The organism is Curtobacterium herbarum, assembly GCF_016907335.1.
GTDB classification, from domain to species: domain Bacteria; phylum Actinomycetota; class Actinomycetes; order Actinomycetales; family Microbacteriaceae; genus Curtobacterium; species Curtobacterium herbarum.
The window spans coordinates 1,010,436-1,031,254 of the sequence record NZ_JAFBBT010000001.1; the positions used below are offsets into that span (position 1 = coordinate 1,010,436).

21 protein-coding genes are annotated in these 20,819 nt (G+C 73.0%); 10 read left to right on the top strand and 11 right to left on the bottom strand.

Going from position 1 to position 20,819, the window contains the following annotated elements:
• Positions 1-94: 94 nt before the first annotated feature.
• From JOD51_RS04940 to JOD51_RS04950, 3 genes are all read right to left on the bottom strand, one after another.
• Positions 95-919, bottom strand: coding sequence for a DUF2071 domain-containing protein (locus tag JOD51_RS04940; RefSeq protein WP_204607282.1), 825 nt, complete (start codon positions 917-919; stop codon positions 95-97).
• Positions 916-1,317 carry a DoxX family protein gene (locus JOD51_RS04945; protein WP_204607283.1) on the bottom strand — a complete coding sequence of 134 codons (402 nt, stop codon included), beginning with the start codon at positions 1,315-1,317 and terminating at the stop codon, positions 916-918. The genes JOD51_RS04940 and JOD51_RS04945 overlap by 4 nt, the downstream gene beginning before the upstream one ends.
• A 125-nt stretch (positions 1,318-1,442) precedes the next feature.
• Positions 1,443-2,825 (bottom strand): bifunctional phosphopantothenoylcysteine decarboxylase/phosphopantothenate synthase, encoded by a 1,383-nt coding sequence (locus tag JOD51_RS04950; RefSeq protein WP_204607284.1) that lies wholly within the window; start codon positions 2,823-2,825, stop codon positions 1,443-1,445.
• A 54-nt stretch (positions 2,826-2,879) separates the two neighbouring features.
• Between JOD51_RS04950 and JOD51_RS04955 the strand changes: the two genes are divergently transcribed.
• The 3 genes from JOD51_RS04955 (at position 2,880) to JOD51_RS04965 (ending at position 4,445) form a co-directional block, all read left to right on the top strand.
• Positions 2,880-3,638: an NRDE family protein gene (locus JOD51_RS04955; RefSeq protein WP_204607285.1), complete on the top strand. Its 759-nt coding sequence runs from the start codon at positions 2,880-2,882 to the stop codon at positions 3,636-3,638.
• A gap of 70 nt (positions 3,639-3,708) precedes the next feature.
• Positions 3,709-4,140, top strand: a complete 432-nt coding sequence (locus JOD51_RS04960) for a chemotaxis protein CheY (protein WP_204607286.1) — start codon at positions 3,709-3,711, stop codon at positions 4,138-4,140.
• The gene (locus JOD51_RS04965) at positions 4,137-4,445 is read left to right on the top strand and encodes a transcriptional regulator (protein WP_204607287.1); all 309 of its coding nucleotides are present in this window, start codon (positions 4,137-4,139) and stop codon (positions 4,443-4,445) included. Before JOD51_RS04960 ends, JOD51_RS04965 begins: the two co-directional genes overlap by 4 nt.
• Before the next feature lie 136 nt (positions 4,446-4,581).
• On the opposite strand, the gene JOD51_RS04970 is transcribed toward JOD51_RS04965, so the two are convergent.
• Positions 4,582-5,499, bottom strand: a complete 918-nt coding sequence (locus JOD51_RS04970; RefSeq protein WP_204607288.1) for an SDR family oxidoreductase — start codon at positions 5,497-5,499, stop codon at positions 4,582-4,584.
• Between the two features lie 101 nt (positions 5,500-5,600).
• Between JOD51_RS04970 and JOD51_RS04975 the strand changes: the two genes are divergently transcribed.
• The 3 genes from JOD51_RS04975 to JOD51_RS04985 all read left to right on the top strand — a co-directional run bounded on the left by JOD51_RS04975 (position 5,601) and on the right by JOD51_RS04985 (position 8,654).
• Positions 5,601-6,710 carry an LLM class flavin-dependent oxidoreductase gene (locus tag JOD51_RS04975; protein WP_204607289.1) on the top strand — a complete coding sequence of 370 codons (1,110 nt, stop codon included), beginning with the start codon at positions 5,601-5,603 and terminating at the stop codon, positions 6,708-6,710.
• Positions 6,711-6,985: 275 nt separating this feature from the next.
• Complete coding sequence (locus JOD51_RS04980) at positions 6,986-7,612, top strand: hypothetical protein (RefSeq protein WP_204607290.1); 627 nt, start codon at positions 6,986-6,988, stop codon at positions 7,610-7,612.
• 550 nt (positions 7,613-8,162) lie between these two features.
• Positions 8,163-8,654, top strand: coding sequence for a pyridoxamine 5'-phosphate oxidase family protein (locus JOD51_RS04985; RefSeq protein WP_181439222.1), 492 nt, complete (start codon positions 8,163-8,165; stop codon positions 8,652-8,654).
• Between the two features lie 90 nt (positions 8,655-8,744).
• Here JOD51_RS04985 and JOD51_RS04990 read toward each other — a convergent pair whose 3' ends face one another.
• Entirely contained in the window at positions 8,745-9,986 is a 1,242-nt protein-coding gene (locus JOD51_RS04990; RefSeq protein ID WP_204607291.1) for a putative hexosyltransferase, read from the bottom strand.
• Between the two features lie 207 nt (positions 9,987-10,193).
• Here JOD51_RS04990 and JOD51_RS04995 point away from each other — a divergent pair, with 207 nt between their 5' ends.
• Together JOD51_RS04995 and JOD51_RS05000 are read left to right on the top strand one after the other, a co-directional pair.
• Entirely contained in the window at positions 10,194-11,642 is a 1,449-nt protein-coding gene (locus JOD51_RS04995) for an MFS transporter (RefSeq protein WP_204607292.1), read from the top strand.
• 211 nt (positions 11,643-11,853) lie between these two features.
• Positions 11,854-12,561: an endonuclease/exonuclease/phosphatase family protein gene (locus tag JOD51_RS05000; protein WP_239539777.1), complete on the top strand. Its 708-nt coding sequence runs from the start codon at positions 11,854-11,856 to the stop codon at positions 12,559-12,561.
• Between the two features lie 744 nt (positions 12,562-13,305).
• Here JOD51_RS05000 and JOD51_RS05005 read toward each other — a convergent pair.
• From JOD51_RS05005 to JOD51_RS05015, 3 genes are read right to left on the bottom strand one after another with little or no spacing between them, the layout of a single operon-like run.
• Positions 13,306-13,977 carry a methionine ABC transporter permease gene (locus JOD51_RS05005; protein ID WP_204607294.1) on the bottom strand — a complete coding sequence of 224 codons (672 nt, stop codon included), beginning with the start codon at positions 13,975-13,977 and terminating at the stop codon, positions 13,306-13,308.
• Positions 13,974-15,011, bottom strand: coding sequence for a methionine ABC transporter ATP-binding protein (locus JOD51_RS05010; protein ID WP_204607295.1), 1,038 nt, complete (start codon positions 15,009-15,011; stop codon positions 13,974-13,976). The genes JOD51_RS05005 and JOD51_RS05010 overlap by 4 nt, the downstream gene beginning before the upstream one ends.
• A complete protein-coding gene (locus JOD51_RS05015) occupies positions 15,011-15,973 on the bottom strand; it encodes a MetQ/NlpA family ABC transporter substrate-binding protein (RefSeq protein WP_204607296.1) in 963 nt (320 codons plus the stop codon). The genes JOD51_RS05010 and JOD51_RS05015 overlap by 1 nt, the downstream gene beginning before the upstream one ends.
• 228 nt (positions 15,974-16,201) lie before the next feature.
• Between JOD51_RS05015 and JOD51_RS05020 the strand changes: the two genes are divergently transcribed.
• Positions 16,202-16,699, top strand: coding sequence for a 2'-5' RNA ligase family protein (locus JOD51_RS05020; protein WP_204607297.1), 498 nt, complete (start codon positions 16,202-16,204; stop codon positions 16,697-16,699).
• Here JOD51_RS05020 and JOD51_RS05025 read toward each other — a convergent pair.
• The 3 genes from JOD51_RS05025 to JOD51_RS05035 form a co-directional block, all read right to left on the bottom strand.
• The gene (locus JOD51_RS05025) at positions 16,683-17,981 is read right to left on the bottom strand and encodes a D-arabinono-1,4-lactone oxidase (RefSeq protein ID WP_204607298.1); all 1,299 of its coding nucleotides are present in this window, start codon (positions 17,979-17,981) and stop codon (positions 16,683-16,685) included. The two genes, JOD51_RS05020 and JOD51_RS05025, sit on opposite strands and share 17 nt — an antisense overlap.
• Positions 17,982-18,077: 96 nt before the next feature.
• Entirely contained in the window at positions 18,078-19,577 is a 1,500-nt protein-coding gene (locus JOD51_RS05030; protein ID WP_204607299.1) for an MDR family MFS transporter, read from the bottom strand.
• Between the two features lie 131 nt (positions 19,578-19,708).
• Positions 19,709-19,990: an acylphosphatase gene (locus JOD51_RS05035; protein ID WP_204607300.1), complete on the bottom strand. Its 282-nt coding sequence runs from the start codon at positions 19,988-19,990 to the stop codon at positions 19,709-19,711.
• 135 nt (positions 19,991-20,125) lie between these two features.
• Between JOD51_RS05035 and JOD51_RS05040 the strand changes: the two genes are divergently transcribed.
• Complete coding sequence (locus JOD51_RS05040; RefSeq protein WP_204607301.1) at positions 20,126-20,806, top strand: NUDIX hydrolase; 681 nt, start codon at positions 20,126-20,128, stop codon at positions 20,804-20,806.
• Positions 20,807-20,819: the final 13 nt, after the last annotated feature.

The window sequence follows — 20,819 nt, forward strand, 5'->3', positions numbered from 1 at the left end:
CGGACGGTTGCCGCGACCACGGACGTTCACCGCGCCAGCAGCCGCAGCGTCTCCGGGTCCTCGGCGCCCTCGAACGGGTCCCGCGCCGGATCACTCACCGGACCACGTCCCCCCACGCGTACCGCACGGTGGTGCCGTCGACCACGAGCAGCGAGTCGGGCGCACGGTCGAACAACCCCGGCAGCCCGACGGCGTCCGGCAGGTCACCCTCCAGGCGTTCCAGCGTGGCCGACCGGACGCTCAGCGGCGGGTGCTGGCGCTGCCAGAACAGCGTCTGGGCGAGCAGTCGCGCGTGGATCCCGGCACGGGTGGTGAGCTCCGCGGCCAGCGGCGACCGGTCGACCTCACCGGCCACGACGCGGACCGAGGCGGCGTGGCGGGGGCCGGACGTGCCTCCCGTCCGGCGGGCCTGACGGACCGCACGGATCGGGTGCCGGACGCGGTCCGGGTGGCGGACCGACCGGTGTCCGACGGTCTCGCCTCGGCGGCGGGACCGCGCCCACGCGAACGTGTAGGGGACGCCGAGCAGGGCGTGGGCGGCGACGATCGCGGGTACGTTCGGGGTGTCGACGGTCAGGTACGCGATGCCGTGTCGGCCGGCGTCGTCGACGGTGAGGACCTCGATGGTGACCTCGGTCATCGAGCCCAGGCGGGTGGACGGCGGGAACGGCGGCACCTGCGTCTCGCGGAACACGTACGCGACCAGGCCGACCCAGGCGCTGCCGTCGACGACGTCGGGCCGTGTGCCCCGGGGGACCAGGCGGGCGAGCGCCTCCGGCTCGGACCGCCAGTGCGCGAAGACGACGTCGTCCCACGCGTGCACGGTCACCGGTCGGTGCCGCAGGGCGACCGCGGCCCGGGTGCGCGGATCGGCCGTACCGGGTCCGAGGTCGGCGGGTTGCTCCTGGTCGTCGGTCATCGTCGCGGGGCGTGGCGCGCGACGCGCACCGCCCACGCGACCAGCGGCGCCTGCAGCGGCAGCCGGAGGACCGCGACGAGTCGTCCCGCCCGGGAGGCCCGTGGGCTGTCGAGCAGGTCGCTCGCCATCTTGACGTTGGCCGGGAACACCGCGAGGAACAGGGCGGCCGCCGCCCAGCCCGCGCGTCGCCGGGTGGCGGGGACGAGGAGGCCGACGGCGATGCCGAGTTCGGCGAGGCCGGAGGCGAGGGTCGTCGTCCGGGGCGGCAGCGTCTCCGGGACGATCCGGTCGTAGCCCGCGGGCCGCAGGAAGTGGGTCACCCCGGCGCCGCCGAGGATGAGGGCGAGGACACCGGCGGTCCTCCTGGCACGTCGTGCACGTTCGGTCCGCCGTCGCATCGTCCCATCGTGCCCGATCGGACGGTGCCCGTGCCCAGCTGTGGCCCAGGCGCGGCCGGACGAGCGCAGGTCGTGTCCCTGCAGATCGCGTCTGGTCAGGCCAGCTCTGGTCAGGCCACCTCTGATCAGGCCAGCGCGGTCGCGACCAGGTCGAGCACCGCGGTGGCCACCTCGGCCTTCGTGCCCGAGGTCTCACGGACGACCTGGCCGCCGGGGACGAGCACCTCGATGGCGTTCTCCTCGCGCTCGAACCCGTGCGCCCAGCCGACGTGGTTCACGACGAGCAGGTCGGCCGGCTTCCGGGCGATCTTGGCGCGGCCGAGTTCCAGGCGAGCCTCGCGGTCGGGTTCGGTCTCGGCGGCGAACCCCACGACGACCTGACCGACCCGGCGGGCGGCGACGAGCTCGGCGAGGACGTCGGGGTTCCGCACCAGCTCGAGCGTCATCCGGTCGCCCTGCTGCTCCTTCTTGAGCTTCGACTCGAGCACCTCGGCCGGGCGGTAGTCGGCCACCGCGGCGGTCATCACCAGGACGTCGGCGTCCGGCGCTGCCGCGTGCATGGCGGCCGCGAGCTCCTGTGCCGACCCGACCCGGACGATCCGGATCGGCAGCCCCTCGGTGAGCCCGGGATCGGTGTTCGCGGCGACGAGGGTGACGTCCGCACCGCGGCGGGCGGCCTCGGCGGCGAGCGCGACGCCCTGTCGGCCGCTCGACCGGTTGCCGACGAAGCGGACCGGGTCGAGGGGTTCGCGGGTGCCGCCGGCGCTGACGACGACGCGGACGCCGGCCAGGTCGCCCTGCTCGCCGCGGGCGGCGGTGTGGCGGGCCGGGGTGGTGCCGTCGGTGTCGGCGCGCTCGTCGGTGTCGGTCGCCTCGACCGCCTCGACCGCCTCGACCGCCTCGGCCGCCCCGGCCGCCTCGGCCGCCTCGGCCGCCTCGGCCGCCTCGGATGCTTCGAGCACGGCGAGCGCTGCGACGACGATGTCCTCCGGCTCGGACATCCGCCCGATGCCCGCGTCGTCCCCGGTCAGGGCGCCGACGACCGGTCCGACGACGTGCACGCCCCGTTCGCGCAGGGTGGCGAGGTTCGCCCGGGTGGCGGGGTGCTCCCACATCTGCGGGTGCATGGCCGGCGCGACGACGACCGGTGCCTCGGTGGCCAGGAGGGTGGTGCCGAGCAGGTCGCCCGCGAGTCCGGCGGCCATCTTCGCCAGGCTGTCCGCGGTGGCGGGGGCGATCACGACGAGGTCGGCGCGGCGGCCGAGCGCGACGTGCCGGACCTCGGCGACGTCGTCCCAGACGCTGGTGGAGACGGGGTTGCGGCTGAGGGCCTCCAGGGTGGGCAGCCCGACGAACCGCAGCGCTCCCTCGGTGGGGACGACGTGCACGTCGTGGCCGCGCTTGACGAGGTCGCGGACGACGCCGACGGCCTTGTAGGCGGCGATCCCGCCGGTGATGCCGACGACGACGGTGCGGGGACGGGCGGGCTGCGGGGCTGCGTCGTTCACACCGCTCACGCTACCCGGCGGGGGTGCGGAGGACCGGGTGGCAGGATCGCACCCATGTGCACCGTCGTCGTCCGTGTCGATCCCGGCGCGGCGTGGCCCGTGACCGTCCTCGCGCTCCGGGACGAGTCGCCGGACCGGCCGTGGGACCCGCCGGCCGTGTGGTGGCCGGAGCGTGACCCGGGCGTCGTCGGTGTCCGCGACCAGCAGGCGGGAGGCGCGTGGCTGGCCGCCTCGGACCGGAACGGTCTGGCCGTGGTGCTGAACCGGTGGGAGCCGACCCCGGGCGTCGGCGGCACGTGGAGCACCCGGGGGACCTTGCCGTTGGACGCGGTCGCGGACGACGTCGTCCCGGGTGCGGACGGTGCGCTGCCGACGAGTCGGGCGTTCAACCTGGTCCGCGGCACCGCCGAGGGTGCCGAGGTCGTCACGTGGGACGGCGCCGAGGTCCGGACGACGGTGCTCGGGCCGGGCGTGCACATGGTCACGCACGGCGAACCGGACGACCCGGCCGCACCTCGGATCGGGCGGTGGCTCGACGCGTTCCGAGCGGTGCCGGCGCCGACCGGTCCGCCCGACGCGGCGCCGGCCGAGGAACTCCGCACGTCGCCGGACGACGGGTGGGCGCCGTGGTTCGGGGTGCTCGCCGGGTCCACCGCGCTGGCGCCGGACGACCGGGACGCGATCCTCCGCGACACCGTCGAGCCGGAGGGGCACTTCGCGACGCTGTCGATCGTGGCCGCGGCGGTCGGGCCCGGGCGGACGGTGCTCCGGCACACGCGGCTCGCGGAGCCGGGGGAGCTGCAGCCCCGCTGACCAGTTCTGGAAAGTACTTGCCAAATTGGAAAGTACCGGTCATGCTGGAGGCAGCCGAAGGAGGCACACCATGACCGACCAAACGCAGCTCAGCCCGACCGAGGCCCGTCGACTGCTCGACGAGGCCGACCGCGTCAGCCGCCGGGCCCACGACGCGACCCGCTGGCCCTACGTCACGTTCCTGGTGGGGCTGGGCACGAGCACCGCGTTCGGCACCCTGGCGATGGCCCTGACCGAGGGGTCGGCCTTCGGTGTCGCCTACGTCGGCACGATGGTCGCCGTGTTCGCGCTGATCATCTTCTTCTGCATCACGATCCAGGGCCGACGGGCGTTCTCGTGGAGCCGCCGCTGGTCGCTCTACATGGGCGCCTGGGTGGTCACCTACCTCGGGGCGATCGCGGTCGTCGGGTGGGCGCACGGCAACGTCGTCGCGGCGGCCGTCACCTCGGGGCTCGTGCTGCTCGTCACGACCGTGTGCGCCGCCGTGGAGGCCCGTCGGTGACCGCGGAGCAGGTGCACCCGCGACACCGCCTGGTCGACGTCCTGCAGCACCCGGTGCGGTTCTCGATCGTCGCCGCGCTCGACAAGGCCGAGAAGCTCGGGTTCGCCGAGGTGCGGGACGTGGTCGAGGTCAGCGACTCCGTGCTCAGCAAGCAGGTGTCGGCGCTCGAGGCCGCGGGGATCGTCGACGTGCAGAAGGGCTTCGTCGGCAAGGTGCCGCGGACGACCCTGGTGCTCAGCCGCTCCGGCCGGGCCGCCTGGCGCTCGCACCTCGCGGCGCTCCGCCAGATCGCCGGGACGGACTGACCGGCGGCACGGCCACGCCGTCGGGACGGCTGATCACCGGGGGTGACCGACTGCCGGACCGGGGGAGCGGGACGGGGGTGTGGCGGGCCTCCCGGCCGGAGCGGCGTGTGCCGACCGGTCGGGAGGCCCGCTCGTGTCACTCCGGCAGGCGCGTGCCGGTGAGGTCCTCGGCCACGGCCCACAGGGAGCGTGCGAGGTCGACGCCACGCGCCGAGCGGGGGATCGAGGCGAGGGTCGTCGGCCCGGTCAGTCCGAGCGCCCCAGCCGGCCCGTAGTAGGCGCCCGAGGCGGCGTTGCGGCCCACGGTCGCGTAGAGCAGCGGCTCGGTGCCCTGCTCGACGTCCTGCGTGAAGGGCGTCGCCCGGTCGCTCGACCGCACCGGACGGTCGCGGCCCAGGGAGCGCCCGGCCGTCTGCAGGTTCGTACGGGTGAAGCCGGGGTGAGCCAACGTCGACGACAGCTCCCAGCCGCGGGTGACCGCGACCTGGTGCAGGTGCAGACCGAGGAGCAGGTCGGCGAGCTTCGACTGTGCGTAGGCGAGCCACGGCTGGTAGCCGCTCTGCCACTGCAGGTCGTCGAAGTGGATCTTGCCGGGCACGGCGGCGAGGCTCGACATCGTCGCGACCCGGGGCGCCTCGGCGCGCAGCAGGGTCGGCAGCAGCAGGTTCGTCAGGGCGAACGGGCCCAGGTAGTTCGTCCCGAACTGCAGCTCGAAGCCGTCCACGGTCTCGAAGCGCTCCCGCGGGGCCATCACGCCGGCGTTGTTGACGAGCACGTCGAGGGGGCGGTCGTCGGCGATGATCCCGTCGGCGAAGCGGTGCACGCTCGACAGGTCGGCGAGGTCGAGCTCGCGGACCTCGAGGTCGGCGTCGGGGTGCTCGTGGCGGATCTCGGCGGCAGCGGCCTCGCCCTTGGACACCGTGCGGACGGCGATGACGACGCTCGCGCCGGCCCCGGCGAGCCGGCGTGCGGTCTCCTTGCCGGTGCCGCTGTTGGACCCGGTGACGACGATGCGTCGGCCGGTCTGGTCGGGGAGGTTCGAGGGCTGCACCATGCGTCGGACCGTACACAGTCGTGCTGGGGGTGCGGGCACGGGCAGATCGTGCTAGTTTTCATGCGTTCGCATTGATCGACTGCGAGATCCGGGAGGGTCACATGAGCAACGCCTTCGGTACCGACCGTCCCTCGGACGTCCCGCCCCCCGCACCGGACCGCGTCGGCCCCGTGCAGCTCGGCCTCGACACGTTCGGCGACGTCACCGAGTCCGCCGACGGGGGCGTGCAGACCCACGCCGCCACCCTCCGCGACCTCGTCGACGAGGCCGTCCTGGCCGACCAGGTCGGCATCGACTTCATCGGCGTCGGCGAGCACCACCGCGCCGACTACTCGGTGAGCGCCCCCGAGGTCGTCCTCGCCGCGATCGCCGCCAGCACGTCGCGCATCCGCCTGGGCTCCGCCGTCACCGTGCTGTCCTCGGACGACCCGGTCCGCGTGTACGAGCGCTTCGCCACCGTCGACGCCCTCTCGAACGGCCGCGCCGAGGTCATCCTGGGCCGCGGGTCCTTCACCGAGTCGTTCCCCCTGTTCGGCTTCGACCTGCAGGACTACGAGGTGCTGTTCGAGGAGAAGCTCCAGCTGTGGAGTGCCCTCCGCGGCGGCGACACCGTCACCTGGCAGGGCACGAAGCGCGCCTCGCTCGTCGAGCAGGACGTCTTCCCGAAGCTCGAGCACGGCCCCATCCCGACCTGGATCGGTGTCGGCGGCTCCCCGCAGTCGGTCATCCGTGCCGCGTCCTACGGCATGCCGCTGTTCCTCGCGATCATCGGCGGTCAGCCCGCGCAGTTCGCCCCCTTCGCGCGGCTCTACCGCCAGGCACTCGACCAGCTCGAGCTCCCGCAGCAGCCGATCGCCATGCACTCCCCGGGCTTCATCGCCGAGACCGACGAGGAAGCGGCCGAGCGCTACTGGCCGTACCACAAGGCCGTCACCGACCAGCTGGGCCGGGAGCGCGGCTGGCCGCCCCTGGACCAGGCCGGGTACCGCGCCGGGCTCTCCGCCGGCGGCTCGCTCTACGTCGGCTCGCCCGAGACGGTCGCCCGGAAGGTCGCCCGCAACATGCGGATCCTCGGCGTCTCGCGGTTCGACATGCGCTACGCCACCGGGCACCTGCCGCACGCCGACATGATGCGGTCCATCGAGCTCTACGGCACGCGCGTCGCGCCGCGGGTCCGCGAGCTGCTGGCCGAGCCGGTCCCGGTGCCCTGAGCCGCGCCTCCCGTCCTGGCGGTGCGGCGCCTCCGGTCCGGCCTGAGCGGCGCCTCCGGTCCGGTGGGCGGTCGCGGTCGCGGTCGCGGCCGGGCGGCGCGCGGTGGATGCGCACAGCGACAACCGGCCCGAACCATGGGATCCCATGGTTCGGGCCGGTTTCCGTTGTGCGCATGTCGGCGCGGAAGGTGCCGCGGCCGGAAGGCGCCTCGGCCGGGAGGCGCGGGGCACGCCCGCACGGCGGCTCCCGGGGCGACGCGGGTAGCGTCGGGCGCATGTCGCCGAGTAGCAACGAGACCACCGAACGACGGTTCCGCGGGCGGATCCTCGGCGCCGGGAGCACCTCCGGCGTCCGGTTCGTCGTCGGCATGTGGGAGTCCTCGCCGTTCGGCGCGTTCACCGACGTGTTCGTGGAGCTGCCCGACGGCTCGAGCGTCCTGCTGGCACCGGACGAGATCGTCGCCGCCTACGTCTCCGGCACCTACCGCTTCGACGCCGTGTCCGTGGTCGACATCGAGGCCCGCCGCACCGCCCGCGGTCTCGAACTCGACGCCGGCCCGCTCGTCGCCTCGGTCGACGTCGGCGCGATCTCGCCGCTCGGCCGGGTCCTGCGCATCGTCCCCAAGCGCATCGCCCGCGACCCCCGCTGGCTCACCGTGATCGACCCCGTCGCGAAGCTCGTCGCGCCGGGGGCCGGGACCGCCGGCACCGCGGGCAACGGCCGCCGCGAGTACTACGGCGTCACCGGCGCGCACGACGTCGTCGGCGTCCGCGGTACCTGGGCGGGGGAGCCGCTCGGCGAGCTCGCGCCGCTCGACCCGCCGGTGCGGTTCGGCTTCGCCTCGTTGCCGCGGATCCCGCAGGTCGTCGACGTCGAGACCACGATCCGCGAGCGCCCCTGACGCGGCCGCCGCCGCCGCCGGCGCCGCTGGCGCGCGCCGCTGGCGCGCCGCTGGCGCCGAGCCTCGGCCTGGCGGACAGGATGCGCCGTCCGGATGCCGCAGGGTGTCCGCCCAGCCGAGCCTCGGCACTCGCAGGCTGGCGGCCGCTGGCGCGGCTGCCGGCGCCGGCCGCTGGCCGCTGGCCCCTGGCGCCGAGCCTCAGCCAGGCGGACAGGATGCGCCGTCCGGATGCCGCAATGTGTCCGCTCGGCCGAGCCTCGGCGGCCGGCCGGCGGGCAGTCGCGTGCCGCTGGCGCGGCCGCGGGCGCGGGCCGCTGGCGCCGAGGCTCGGCCTGGCGGACAGGATGCGCCGCGCGGATGCCGCAATGTGTCCGCTCGGCCGAGCCTCGGCGCTCGGCGTGCGGCCGGCGCAGCGGAGCACCGGGCGGGAGGCACGGCGCCGGTACCGCGCGCGCGTCCAGTGAGCGGGGGCACACTGGTCGGAACGGTTCGCGCCCGGTGCCCGGCTGACGTGTCAGTGGGGACGGGGCGCACGACGCAAAGGAGCATCATGACCGACACCCAGACCGACCACCGCGCCGCCATCTCGGACATCGTCCACGGTGCCCGCACGGCCCTCCTCACGACGGTGAGCGAGGACGGCCAGCTGCACGCCCGACCCCTCGCCGTGCAGGACAAGTCCTTCCACGGCAGCCTGCGGTTCCTCGTGCAGGACGGCAGCGAGAAGGTCGAGGACATCGCCCGGAACCCGCACGTCAACGTCGCGATCGAGTCCCAGGGCGGCTACCTGTCGATCGCCGGCACGGCCACGGTCAGCGAGGACCGTGCCGTCATCGACGAACTGTGGTCGCCGTTCGCCGAGGCCTGGTTCCCGGACGGCCGCGACGACCCCTCGATCCGACTGCTCACCGTCGAGGGCGTCTCGGTCGAGTACTGGACGCAGGACACCGGGCCGGTCGGGTCGCTCGTGCAGACCCTCAAGGCCGCACTCGGGCACCAGTCGCAGCCGGACCTCGGCAGCCACGGCACGCTCGAGGTCTAGCCACGCCGGACGCCCGGGCTCGCACGCCCGGGCGTTCCAGCGTCCGGAGCGTTCGGCGCGTCCGGCGTGTCCGGACATCACATAACGAGGTCAGGGCGGTCCGAGCAGCCAGAGCACCGCGACGAACACCGGCTGCAGCACCAGCGCCCCGGTGACCAGGGTCCACCGCATCGCCGGCTTCGCCACGATCCCCGGCGACCCCATCAGCGGCGCCAGGGGCATGAGCAGCCGCGGGGTCGACGCCATCGGCAGCGACACCGCGAACACGTAGAGCGCGTACCCGGCGGCGAACACGATCGTGGTCGTCCCGAGCTTCCGCGTCGACCGGCGCGACAACCACACCGTGTAGAGCACGAGCAGCACGACGACCATGAGCACCCCGCCCACGCCGAGCCACTTCGCGGTGGTCAGGAACCACGGCGACAGCGGGACGAAGTGCACCCGGCCGATGAAGTTCACCCACCAGGACATCTCGGTCGCCAGGTAGGCGTCGGGCCGACCGGTGGCCCAGCCCGCGATCACCGGCCACGCGGCACCGGCGGCGGCCATCACGACGCCGGCGGCCACGACCTTGACGCGCTCGAGGACCGGGAACTCGTCGAGCGTCCGGGTGCCGGAGCGACGGGCACCGACGTAGCGGACCAGAGCGATGACGCCGAGGGTCAGTGGGATCGCGAGCGCACCGGGTCGGGTGAACGCGGCGACGACCCCGAGCACGGTGAGCAGCCCGTACCGCCGCCGCTCCATGGCGAGCAGCGCCCCGAAGGTCAGCGCCAGGAACGCGGTCTCGGCGTACCCGACCTGCAGCAGGAACGACAGCGGACCGCACGTGAAGAAGAAGACCGCCCAGAGCGCCGCCGTGTCGCCGGCGTGCTCCTGGACGAGTCGGTGCAGCAGGAACGCGGCGATGAGCCCGGCGATGATCGCGACGGCCGGCCCGCCGATCGTGAACGGCAGACCTGTGGAGACCGTCAGCAGCCGGATCGTGAAGGGGAACGCCGGCAGGAACGCCCACGCGTTCTGGGCGACGTGCCCCGTGGCGTCCAGCGGCAGGACCGACGGGTAGCCGTGCAGCGAGATCGCCTCGTAGTACTGGCCGTCCCACGAGGTCAGGAACGCCGTGAACCCCTGGTCGTTGCCCCACAGGGCGTTGTCCGGCTGGACGCGCGCCATCAGCGGGTAGGCGGCCATCAGCCACATCGTGGACACGAAGCGCCCGACGGCCCACAGCAGCAGGACGGCGGCCCACGCCGGCAGGCTGACGACCGTGTCGACCACGCGGCGACGGCCGGCGGCGACCGAGCCCGACAGGACCCCGTCCAGGCGGCTCACGCGCGCGATCCGCGGAGGTCGGTGTCGGCAGACTGCACGACCCCACGCTAGTCGGCGATCCCTGGAGAACCGGGACACGCCGTGTCGTGGCGTCCCCGGGGAGGAGATCCGGGCCTCCCGACCGGCCCTGACACGTCCGCGGCGGGACCGGTCGCGGCGGCGCCGACTGCGTCGGGCAGGACCCGAGCCGGACTAGCATCCAGGGCGATGACGACGACGACACGACGGACGAGCAGCACGGCGGTCGCCGTGCTCGTTGCCGGCACCTACTTCATGGAGCTCCTGGACGGCACGATCCTGGCCACCGCGGCGCCCGCGATGGGGCGGGACCTCGGCGTCGACTCGGCGGCCGTCGGCGTCGCGATCACCGCGTACCTCGTCACGCTCGCCGTCTTCATCCCCGTCAGCGGGTGGATCACCGACCGCGTGGGGTCCCGCACCGTCTTCGTCGGCGCCATCGCGCTGTTCACGATCGCGTCCGCGCTCTGCGCCGCGTCCACCGGACTGGTCGAGCTGACGCTCTGGCGGATCCTGCAGGGCCTCGGCGGCGCGCTGATGGTGCCGGTCGGGAGGCTCGTGGTCCTCCGCAGCGCCGGTCGCGACCAACTCGTCACGGCCATCGCGATCCTCACCTGGCCGGCGCTCGCGGCGCCGGTGATCGCCCCGTTCCTCGGCGGGGTGCTCGTCGACACGCTGTCGTGGCACTGGATCTTCCTCGTCAACATCCCGCTCGGGGTGATCGCCCTCGTCGCGGCACTCCTGCTCGTGCCGCAGGAGCGCGCGCCGGAGCGGGTGCCGTTCGACTGGCTCGGGTCGGTGCTGGCGTGCCTCGGGCTCGGCGCCCTCGTGGTGATGGCCTCGCTGCTCGCACTCGACACCGTGCCGGTCGTGCCCGCCGTGCTGGCGGGCGTCGTCGGGGCGCTCTGCACCTGGCTGGCGATCCGTCACTTCCTGCGGGCCCGGCACCCGATCATGGGGCTCGGGGCGTTCCGGCTCGAGACGTTCCGGGTGTCCCACGCCGGCGGCAGCCTGTTCCGCCTGGCCGTGTCGGCCGTGCCGTTCGTGCTGCCGCTGCTGTTCCAGGACGCCTGGGGGTGGACCGCGCTCGAGGCCGGGTCCGCCGTGCTCTGGGTCTTCGTCGGCAACCTCGGCATCAAGCCCGCGACGACGCCGTTCCTCCGCTGGTGGGGGTACCGGCCGGTGATCGTGGTGTCCTCGGCCGTCGCAGCACTGTCCGTCGTGGCGATGGTGTTCCTCACGCCGTCGACCCCGTTCTGGCTGCTCGTCGTGCTCCTCGTCGTCAGCGGGGCCGCGCGCTCGGTCGGGTTCACCGCCTACAACACCATCGCGTTCGCCGACGTCGAGCAGCCCGACATGACCGCGGCGAACACGCTGTCCTCGACGCTGCAGCAGACCGCCGCCGGGTTCGGCGTCGCGGTCGCCGCCGTCGTGCTCCGCGCCGCCGCCGGGGTCGGCGGTCAGGGTCTCGCCGGCTCCGGTCCGTACGCGGTCGCGTTCGTCGTCATCGCGGTGTTGCTCGTCGTCGCCTGTGTCGAGGGGCTCCTGATGAGCCGGACGGCGGGGGAGACGGTGCGGCCGGAGCGACGTGTCCGGCCAGCGGTTCCGGCCGGTCCTCGGGGTGCGTCGCAGGACTGATCGGGCACCACGGCTCGTCATCGATCGTGCACCCGCAGGTCACGTGTCCGCGATGCGCAGCACGCTACAGTCTCAGCTACCTGCTGCCATCCCCGAGTACCGTGACCGCGGCAGGAGAGCGGGCCGTTCAGGGCCCAGGACGGAAGGCAGCATGGCGGCGCCACACGAGCAGGGATCGACCGAACCGACCACCGGAGTCGGACAGAGGACCTTGCGCGTCGTGAGCTACAACCTCCGTGAGCACACCGCCAACAGTGAGCTCGCGGCCCTGGCCGAGGCGTCCCAGGCGGACGTGCTCTGCGTGCAGGAGTGCGACAGCACCGACCTCGCCAGCTCCGTCGGCGGACTCACCCTCGCCGCGTCGACCCAGGCGAACCGCCTCGGTCTCGCCATCTACAAGCGCGACGACCGCTTCGAGGTGCAGGACTTCGGCATCCACTCACTGCAGAAGTCCCTGCACGACCGGGTCCTGTCGCCCGCGCACGAGCGTCTGATCGCCATGCACCTGTACGACAAGGAGGCGGAGGCCGAGGTCATCGTCGCCTCGTTCCACGCCTCACCCCTGACCGCCACGAACTCGCTGCGTCGCAAGCAGATCGAGGCCGCGCACGACTTCGTCCGCGACCTGTCGAGCGAGGCCCCGGCGATCATGGTCGGCGACTTCAACTACCCGTGGTTCCAGACGAACCTGCGCCGGAAGATCGAGGAGTCCGGGTTCGCGCTGTCCCTCTCGGACCAGCCGACGTACCTGCGCTACCGCAAGTTCACCGGGCACTTCGACTTCGCCACGAGCGTCGGGCTGCACATCGCCGGCGTCGAGACCCTGCCCGCGGGCATCTCCGACCACCGGCCGATCCTGGTGCGCGCGAACTACGAGGCGCCCGCGTCGGCTGCCGGGACGGCGTCCGCGGTCGCCTGACCCCTGCCGGTCGGAGGCGCTTGCCGAGGCCGCCCCTTCACCGGTCACGACACCCCGCCTGCGCTCCGCCGAGCGGTCACGAATCGTCGTTCTGGCGTGCCTCGAGCGACGGTTCGTGACCACTCGGCGGGCGGCAGCCGGGCGTGCCTGCGCCCCTGCCGGACGGGAGGCGCGTGACGGGGCCGCCCCGCGCCTCCCGTCCGACACCCCGCGCGCACTCCGCTGAGCGGTCGACAACCGTCGTTCTGGCGTGCCTGGAGCGACGGTTCGTGACCACTCGGCGGGCGGCAGCCGGGCGTGCCGGCGGCGGCCTGCGCGCCGGTAGCCCGCCGCCTCACCGGTCACGACACCCCGCAGGCGCTCCGCCGAGCGGTCACGAACCGTCGTTTTGGCGCGCCCGGAGCGACGATTTGTGACCGGTCGGCGGGCGGCAGCCGGGCGTGCCTGCGCCCCTGCCGGACGGGAGGCGCGTGATGGGCCCGCCCCGCGCCTCCCGTCCGACACCCCGCGCGCACTCCGCCGAGCGGTCACAAATCGTCGTTCTGGCGCGCCCGGAGCGACGATTTGTGACCGGTCGACGGCGGCAGCCGGGCGTGCGGGCGGCGGCCTGCGCGCCGGTAGCCCGCCGCCTCACCGGTCACGACACCCCGCACGCGCTCCGCCGAGCGGTCACGAACGGTCGTTCTGGCGCGCCCGGAGCGACGGTTCGTGACCGGTCGGCGGGCGGCGCAGCCGGGGCAGGCGTCAGCGGCGGAGCGTGGCCCGCGCCAGGCGGTTGCCGACGAACTGGCCGAGCTGCACGATGACCACGATCGCGGCGACCGACACGTAGACGACCCACCAGTCGTACCGCTGCGACCCGTAGGTGATCGCGTACTCGCCGAGCCCGCCACCGCCGACCAGGGCGCCCTGCGCGGTCATGTCGACGATGCCGATGTAGATGAACGTGTAGCCGAGGATCAGCGGACCGAGCCCCTCGGGGATCAGCACGGTCAGCAGGATCGACACCGGGTGCGCACCGGAGGCCCGTGCCGCCTCGACGACGCCCGGATCGATGGCGAGCAGGTTCTGCTCGACGATCCGCGACACCGCGAACGCCGCGGCGAGCGAGATCGCGAACGTCACCGCGGGGACGCCGATCGTGGTCTGCACGGCGACGCGCGACAGCGGTGCGATCGCGGCGAGGAAGATCACGAACGGGATCGGACGCACCAGGTTCACGACCAGGTTGATGACCGTGTACGCGGTGCGGTTCGACAGCAGGTTGCCCGGTCGGGTGGCGTAGAGCAGCAGGCCGAGGGCCAGGCCGATGACGCCCGCGATGACGAGCGACACCAGGGACATGACGATCGTGTCCCGGGTCGCGGCCAGGAACACGTCGAACGAGTCGATGACGCTCTGGAACGAGTTGTTCATGCGCGTGCCTCCTCGACGACGGTGATGCCGGCGGCACGCAGGGCACCGACCGCCCGGTCGACGTCGGTGTTGCGGCCCCCGAGCTCGTACGTGAGCGACCCGATGCGGCGCTCGCGGATCTCGCTGACCCCGCCGAAGACGAGCTCGGCGGTGACCGCGGTGTCGCGGAACGCCTGGTCGATGCGACCCTGCAGCCCGGACTCGTCGGTGATCCGGACGGACACGATCCGGCCGGGGTGGCGCTCGTGCAGGCGTGCGACGGTCTCGGCCGAGGGGCGGTCGTGCAGCGCGGTGCGGACGAAGCGCTGCGTGGCCTCGGTGGTGGGGGCGGAGAACACGTCGTAGACGTCGCCGACCTCGACCACACGGCCCTGCTCCATCACGGCGACGCGGTCCGCGATCCGGCGGACGGCGTCCATCTCGTGGGTGATGACGATGATCGTGACCCCGAGCTCGCGGTTGACGCGACGGAGGAGCGCGAGCACCTCCGACGTGGTCTCCGGGTCGAGGGCACTGGTCGCCTCGTCGGCGAGCAGCAGCTCGGGGTTCGACGCGAGCGCCCGGGCGATGCCGACGCGCTGCTTCTGCCCGCCGGACAGCTGTTCGGGGTAGGCGTAGGCGCGGTCGAGCAGTCCGACGAAGTCGAGCAGTTCCGCGACGCGGCGGTCCCGTTCGGCCTTCGCGACACCGGCGACCTTGAGCGGGTACGCCACGTTGCCGGCGATCGTGCGGGAGCGGAACAGGTTGAACTGCTGGAAGACCATCCCGATCCGGCGGCGGGCCTGACGGCGCTCCCGCTCGGGGATCGCGGTCAGCTCCTGCCCGGCCACGGTGACGGTGCCCGAGGTGGGCAGCTCGAGTGCGTTGACGAGTCGGACCAGGGTCGACTTGCCGGCGCCGGAGTACCCGATCACCCCGAGGACCTCGCCCTGGTGGACGTCGAGGTCGACACCCTCGACCGCGGTGACGGTCTCTCCGGTGTCGGCGCGGCGGTAGCTCTTGGTGACACCGCGGAGTTCGACGAGGGCAGCCACTACTCGGCTGCTGCCTTCGCGTCCCGCTCGACGGTCGCGAGCTCGTCCTGCAGGGTGGATGCCTTCTCGTCCCGGGCGACGGCGTCCGGATAGTCCTTCGTGAAGTCCTTCTGGACGGCGCTGTCCTGGAACAGCTCGACGAGGTCCCGGTAGGTGGTGTTGTCCTTGTCCTCGTTGCGGACCGCGAAGACGTTGACGTACGGGGCGGCGGATGAGCTCGACGGGTCGTCGGTGAAGACCTTGTCCGAGGCGGGCAGCCCGGCGGCGGTGGCGAAGTTGTTGTTCACGACGGCCGCGGCGACCGATCCCTGCTGCAGCGCGTTCGCGGTCTGCGAGGCGTCGAGCGGCTGCACGTCGACCTTGTGCGACGCGATGTCGTCGGTGGTGGAGAACGCGCTGCCGCCGTCCCGCAGCTCGATCAGCTTGGCGGACTGCAGGACGAGCAGGGCCCGTGCCTCGTTGATGGCGTCGTTCGGGATCGCGACCTTCGCGCCCTCGGGGATCGCGGACACCTCGTCGTACTTCGTGGCGTAGAGGGGGAGCGGGTAGACGGCGGTGGAGCCGATCGGCTGCAGGTCGTCCTTCGCGGTGACGTTGTAGTTCGCCAGGTACTGGATGTGCTGGAACTGGTTGATGTCGACCTGGCCGTCCTTCAGCGCCGGGTTCGGCAGCGAGTAGTCGGCGAAGTTGGTCAGCTTCACGGTGACGTTCAGCCGCTGTTTCGCGAGCGCCGTGTAGGTATTCCAGTACGGCAGTGCCTTGTCCGCGACGCCGATCGTGACGGTCTGCGCCTTCCGGTCCGAACCACTGCCGGCGGCTCCGGCCTGGTCGGAGCCGCCACCGCGGACGGCGACGACCACGACGGCGACGATGATCGCGACGACGACGACGGCAGCGGCGATGATCCACCCGAGCGGGCGCTTGCGCTGCGGACGGTCGGGCAGGACGGGGGTCGCGGACATGGGTGCTCCTCGTGAGGGGGTCGCCCTGGTGGCAGGGACGGTGCTGTGTGGGTCCCGACGCTGGGTGTCGCCCGGCGGGGACAGCCACGAGTGTGCCCGGCGGCCCCGGACCGGGTCGATTCGCGTTCCGCCGTGTTACGACCGGCGTCGCCGCACGACGGGCCAGGGTCGCCGCACAGCCAGCGTCGTCAGGTGACGCCGGCGCTCGCCGTCGGGCAGGCTCGACGGATGCGCAGCATCGAACTCGTCCTCGACCCGGACGCCGAACGGGCGGTCCGGGACGCCTGGGCGGCCCTCGTCGCCGCCGACCTGCCGAGCATGGGCCGGCACACCTCCGCGACGAACGCCCCGCACCTGACCCTGACGGCGGGCGAGACGCTGGCCGTGCCGTCGGGGTTCGACGCACCCCGGCCGACGGCCCTCCGCCCCGCCGGACTCCTGCTGTTCCCGGCCGGTCCGGGCCGCCACGTCCTGGGGGTCTCCGTCGTGGTCGACCGCGCGCTCGCCGCGTTCCACGAGGCCGTGCACCGCGCGGCCCCCGGCGGCGTCGACACGTCCCTGCCGGGTCGGTGGGCGCCGCACCTGACGCTCGCACGCCGTCCGCGGGACGTCGACCTGCCGCGGATGCTCGAGGTGCTGGCATCGGTCCCGCTGCCGGACACCCTCGGTGTCGCCGGCGTCCGGCACTGGGACGGGAAGACGACGACCGTCACACCGGTCGGCTGACCCCCGACGCGGACGCGGACCCGGACCCGGACCTCTCCAGCCCGAGCACCCGCTCGCCGAACGCGGAGCCGAACTTGCCCGACGGGTCACGGCGCGCGACCAGGTCGCGGAACGCGCCCAGCCGCGGGTACAGCGCCGCGACGGCGGAGCCGTCGAGGGAACTCATCTTCCCCCAGTGCGGACGGCCACCGAACGGGGCGAGTCGCGCCTCCAGGTCGGGCAGCAGGGCCGCGACCTCGTCCGGGTGCTTCCGCCACGTGAACGCGATGCAGAGCACGTCCTCGCCCTGTGTCGGACTGAGCCACAGGTCGTCCGCCGCCATCGTGCGCAGCTCGCAGACGTGCAGGTGCGGCTGGATCCGGTCCGCCAGCCCGCGCAGCGCGTCGAGCGCGCCGGCCGCGTGTCGGAGCGGCACGAAGTGCTCGCTCTGCACCTCGGACCCGACCGAGGGCACCGACTCGATCGGGAAGTGCGGCAGCCGGTCCCACCACGGCCCGACCGAGCCGTCGTGCGCGGTGTGGTGCCCGTCACCGGGCGAGCCGGGCAGGCGGGGCGCGCCCAGGAGGCCCGTGGGCACCTCGACGTCGTCGGCCCCGTCCGGCACGCGCGACTTCACGAGCACCTCCGAGACGGTGTCGCCGAACAGCGTGTAGGCGCAGACGGAGTACCCGGCGGCGAAGACCTCGGCGGCGGAGGCGGTGAACGTGTCCCACGGGATCGGCCCGTAGAGGTCCTGGCGCATCCGGTACGCGGGCTGCACGTCGACGGTGACGCGCGTGACGATGCCGAGCAGCCCGAGGTGGATCGCGGCGCCGCCGAGGTCCGGGTCGCCGCGTCGGATCGTGGTCGTGCTGCCGTCGGGGCCGATCAGCTCGAGCGCGGCGACGGCGGTGCTCAGCGAGCCGAGGGCGGTGCCGGAGCCGTGCGTGCCGGTGGCGATCGCGCCGCCGAGCGAGATGTGGGGGAGCGACCCCTCGTTGTGCAGGGCGACCCCGGCCGCGTCGAGCTCGGGCGCGACGAGCCCGTACCGGGTGCCGGCGCCCATCGTGGCGGTGCGGCGGTCGGCGGCGACGACCAGGTCGGTCGGCACGGCGGTCAGGTCGAGCAGGACGCCCGGGGTGTCGGCGACGTCGTTGAACGAGTGGCGGGTGCCGAGCCCGTGGATGCGGGGACTGCGGGCGACGAGGTCGGCGACGTCGTCGAGCGAGGTCGGCCGCACCACCCGCTCGGCGGTGTAGGTGACCGTGCCGGACCAGTTCAGCTCGCTCGTCGTCGACCGCATGTGCCCACGATGCCACGTCGCTGGGAACGACGACGCGCCCCCTCCGGAAGAGGGGGCGCGCGGTCTGTCCAGGAGCGTTCGGTGCTCCGGGAGCGGTCAGTGCACGGCGGGTGCGGGTGCGCCCTCCGGGGTGGCCGGCTTCCGGACCATGGCCGAGGCGATGATGCCGAGCATCGAGATCACTGCGCCGACGAGGAACGCCGAGTGCACGCCGGACGCGGTCGCCCGGGCGGTTGCCTCGGCGGCGGTCGCGGCACCGGCGACGTCGCCGTTCGTCGCCGCGGCGGTGGCGCCGAGCGTCAGCAGCGTGACGAACAGTGCCGTGCCGGCCGCACCGGCGAGCTGCTGGGCGGTGCCCAGGACTGCGCTGCCGTGCGAGTACAGGCGCGGCGGCAGGCCACCGAGTGCGGCGGTGAACAGCGGCGTGAAGGTCAGCGCCAGGCCGAGGCTCAGCACGATGTGGGCGACGAGGACGAACGTGACGCTGGTGTCCGCGGTGACCGTCGAGAGCGCCCAGAGCACGGCGCTGATGATGATCGATCCGGGGATGAGCAGCATGCGCGGGCCGTAGCGGTCGTAGAGACGGCCGACGATCGGGGACAGCAGGCCCATCAGCAGACCACCGGGGAGCAGCAGGAGTCCGACCTGCAGGACCTCGAGGCCGAGCACGCGCTCGAGGTAGATCGGCAGCAGGATGAGCGTGCCGAACATCGCCATGAAGCTGATCGCCATCGCGACGATCGGGATTGTGAAGCCCTTGGTGCTGAAGGTGCGGAGGTCGAGGAGTGCGGCGTCGCGGCGCTGCAGGCGGGTCTGGCGGACGATGAAGACGGCGAGGGCGACGAAGCCCACGACGAGTGCACCGATCGGCACGCCGTACCCGGTGTCGCCGGCCTCGCCGATGCTCGACAGGCCGTAGACGATGCCGCCGAACGCGAAGGCGGACAGGACGACGGAGAACACGTCGATCGCGGACTTGCGCGGGGTCGAGACGTTGCGGACCTTCACCATGCCGAGCACGAGGGCGGCGAGGGCGATCGGCAGGACGAACCCGAACAGCCAGCGCCACGAGAACGCGTTGAGGATGAGGCCGGAGATCGTCGGGCCGATCGCGGGGGCGACCGAGATGACGATCGAGATGTTGCCCATCACGCGGCCGCGGTGGGACGGCTCGATGAGGGTCAGGACTGTGGTCATGAGCAGCGGCATCATGATCGCGGTGCCGCTGGCCTGCACGATGCGCCCGATGAGCAGCATCGTGAAGCCCGGCGCGAGCAGTGCGATGAGCGTCCCGACGGAGAACAGGCTCATCGCCCAGACGAACACCGGACGGGTGTTGAAGCGCTGCAGCAGGTAGCCGGTGATCGGGATCACGACGGCCATGGTGAGCAGGAAGCCGGTGGTCAGCCACTGCCCGGTCGCGGCGCTGATGCCGAGGTCGTCCATGAGCCGCGGCAGCGCCACGCCCATGATCGTCTCGTTGAGGATGACGACGAACGCCGAGACGAGCAGCAGTCCGATCACGAGGCGGTTGCCCGCGGGGGAGGACTCTTCGACGGACCCGGTGCGGGGTGCGGAGTCGACGGCCTGGGTCAAGGGGGCTCCTGGTGTCTTCGTGGTGTGACGGTGGACCCACGAGGGGTGGGTACCGAGGCTGCAAGAGCTGACAGGACCACAGCATTCCCGACTGCCGCCGAACGCGGGGTGAACTCCGCGTGTTGCCCGGTTCAGTGCAGGATGCGGAAGCCGTCGTCCTCGCCGAGCGGTGCGACCTCGCGGACGGCGACATCCGTGACGGTGGCCGAGGACGGGCCGGAGCGGAGCATCACGACCAGGGCGTCGACCGCGGGGCCGGGGCCCTCCGCCTCGACCTCGACGGTGCCGTCGAACAGGTTCCGTGCGTACCCGACGAGTTCGAGCCCGTCGGCCTTCCGTGCCGTCCAGTACCGGAACCCGACGCCCTGCACGGTCCCGGTCACGACGGCGTGCTTCCTCGTGGTGCTGCCCATGCGGCCGATGCTACGAGCGGCGTGTTACCCGGGCGTCACGGCTGCGTTCCGGTCCGGTGACCATCGTGATACGGTCATCAGTACCTGAACAGTTCAGGTCAAAATGACCATAACCCAGCAGGACGGAGGGCAGCGATGGACGACACCGGCATCCGGCTCGCGGTCTCGACCGTCATCGTCGCGCTCCGGCCGCACCCGGACACCGGCGTCCCCGCACTCTGGATGCCGCTGGTCCGCCGGGTGACCGAACCGTTCGCGGGCTCCTGGGCGCTGCCCGGTGGCTGGGTCGGGGCGGACGAGGGCCTCGACGACTCGGCCGCCGCGCGCCTCCGCGAGACCACCAAGGTGCAGCCGCGCTACCTGGAGCAGCTCTACGCGTTCGGCGCCGTCGACCGCTCGCCGACCCGCGTCGTGTCGGTCGTCTACTGGGCCCTCGTGCACCCGGACGAGGCGAGCGTCGTACCGGACGACTGGAACGTTCGGTGGTTCCTCGCCGACGAACACCCGCCGCTGGCGTTCGACCACGACCGCATCGTCGAGTACGCGCTCTGGCGCCTGCGCAACAAGATGTCGTACTCCCGGATCGCGCAGGCGTTCCTCGGCGACCGGTTCACGCTCGCCGAACTCCGCGGCGTGTACGAGGCGGTGCTCGGGCAGACGCTCGACCCCGCGAACTTCCGTCGGCAGGTCGCCCAGAGCGACGCGGTCCTGCCCACCGACGAGACCACGAGCGGCGGGCGGCACCGACCGGCCCGGCTGTACCGCTCGAACCCCGACCTGTCGTACGCGGACAACGGCCCGCTGACGACGCCCTGACCTACCCCTGAGC

Coding starts and splice junctions, on each gene's coding strand:
- JOD51_RS04940 (WP_204607282.1), bottom strand. CDS start 919: ATGACCGACGACCAGGAGCAACCCGCCGACCTCGGACCCGGTACGGCC.
- JOD51_RS04945 (WP_204607283.1), bottom strand. CDS start 1,317: ATGCGACGGCGGACCGAACGTGCACGACGTGCCAGGAGGACCGCCGGT.
- JOD51_RS04955 (WP_204607285.1), top strand. CDS start 2,880: ATGTGCACCGTCGTCGTCCGTGTCGATCCCGGCGCGGCGTGGCCCGTG.
- JOD51_RS04960 (WP_204607286.1), top strand. CDS start 3,709: ATGACCGACCAAACGCAGCTCAGCCCGACCGAGGCCCGTCGACTGCTC.
- JOD51_RS04970 (WP_204607288.1), bottom strand. CDS start 5,499: ATGGTGCAGCCCTCGAACCTCCCCGACCAGACCGGCCGACGCATCGTC.
- JOD51_RS04975 (WP_204607289.1), top strand. CDS start 5,601: ATGAGCAACGCCTTCGGTACCGACCGTCCCTCGGACGTCCCGCCCCCC.
- JOD51_RS04980 (WP_204607290.1), top strand. CDS start 6,986: ATGTCGCCGAGTAGCAACGAGACCACCGAACGACGGTTCCGCGGGCGG.
- JOD51_RS04985 (WP_181439222.1), top strand. CDS start 8,163: ATGACCGACACCCAGACCGACCACCGCGCCGCCATCTCGGACATCGTC.
- JOD51_RS04995 (WP_204607292.1), top strand. CDS start 10,194: ATGACGACGACGACACGACGGACGAGCAGCACGGCGGTCGCCGTGCTC.
- JOD51_RS05005 (WP_204607294.1), bottom strand. CDS start 13,977: ATGAACAACTCGTTCCAGAGCGTCATCGACTCGTTCGACGTGTTCCTG.
- JOD51_RS05015 (WP_204607296.1), bottom strand. CDS start 15,973: ATGTCCGCGACCCCCGTCCTGCCCGACCGTCCGCAGCGCAAGCGCCCG.
- JOD51_RS05020 (WP_204607297.1), top strand. CDS start 16,202: ATGCGCAGCATCGAACTCGTCCTCGACCCGGACGCCGAACGGGCGGTC.
- JOD51_RS05025 (WP_204607298.1), bottom strand. CDS start 17,981: ATGCGGTCGACGACGAGCGAGCTGAACTGGTCCGGCACGGTCACCTAC.
- JOD51_RS05035 (WP_204607300.1), bottom strand. CDS start 19,990: ATGGGCAGCACCACGAGGAAGCACGCCGTCGTGACCGGGACCGTGCAG.
- JOD51_RS05040 (WP_204607301.1), top strand. CDS start 20,126: ATGGACGACACCGGCATCCGGCTCGCGGTCTCGACCGTCATCGTCGCG.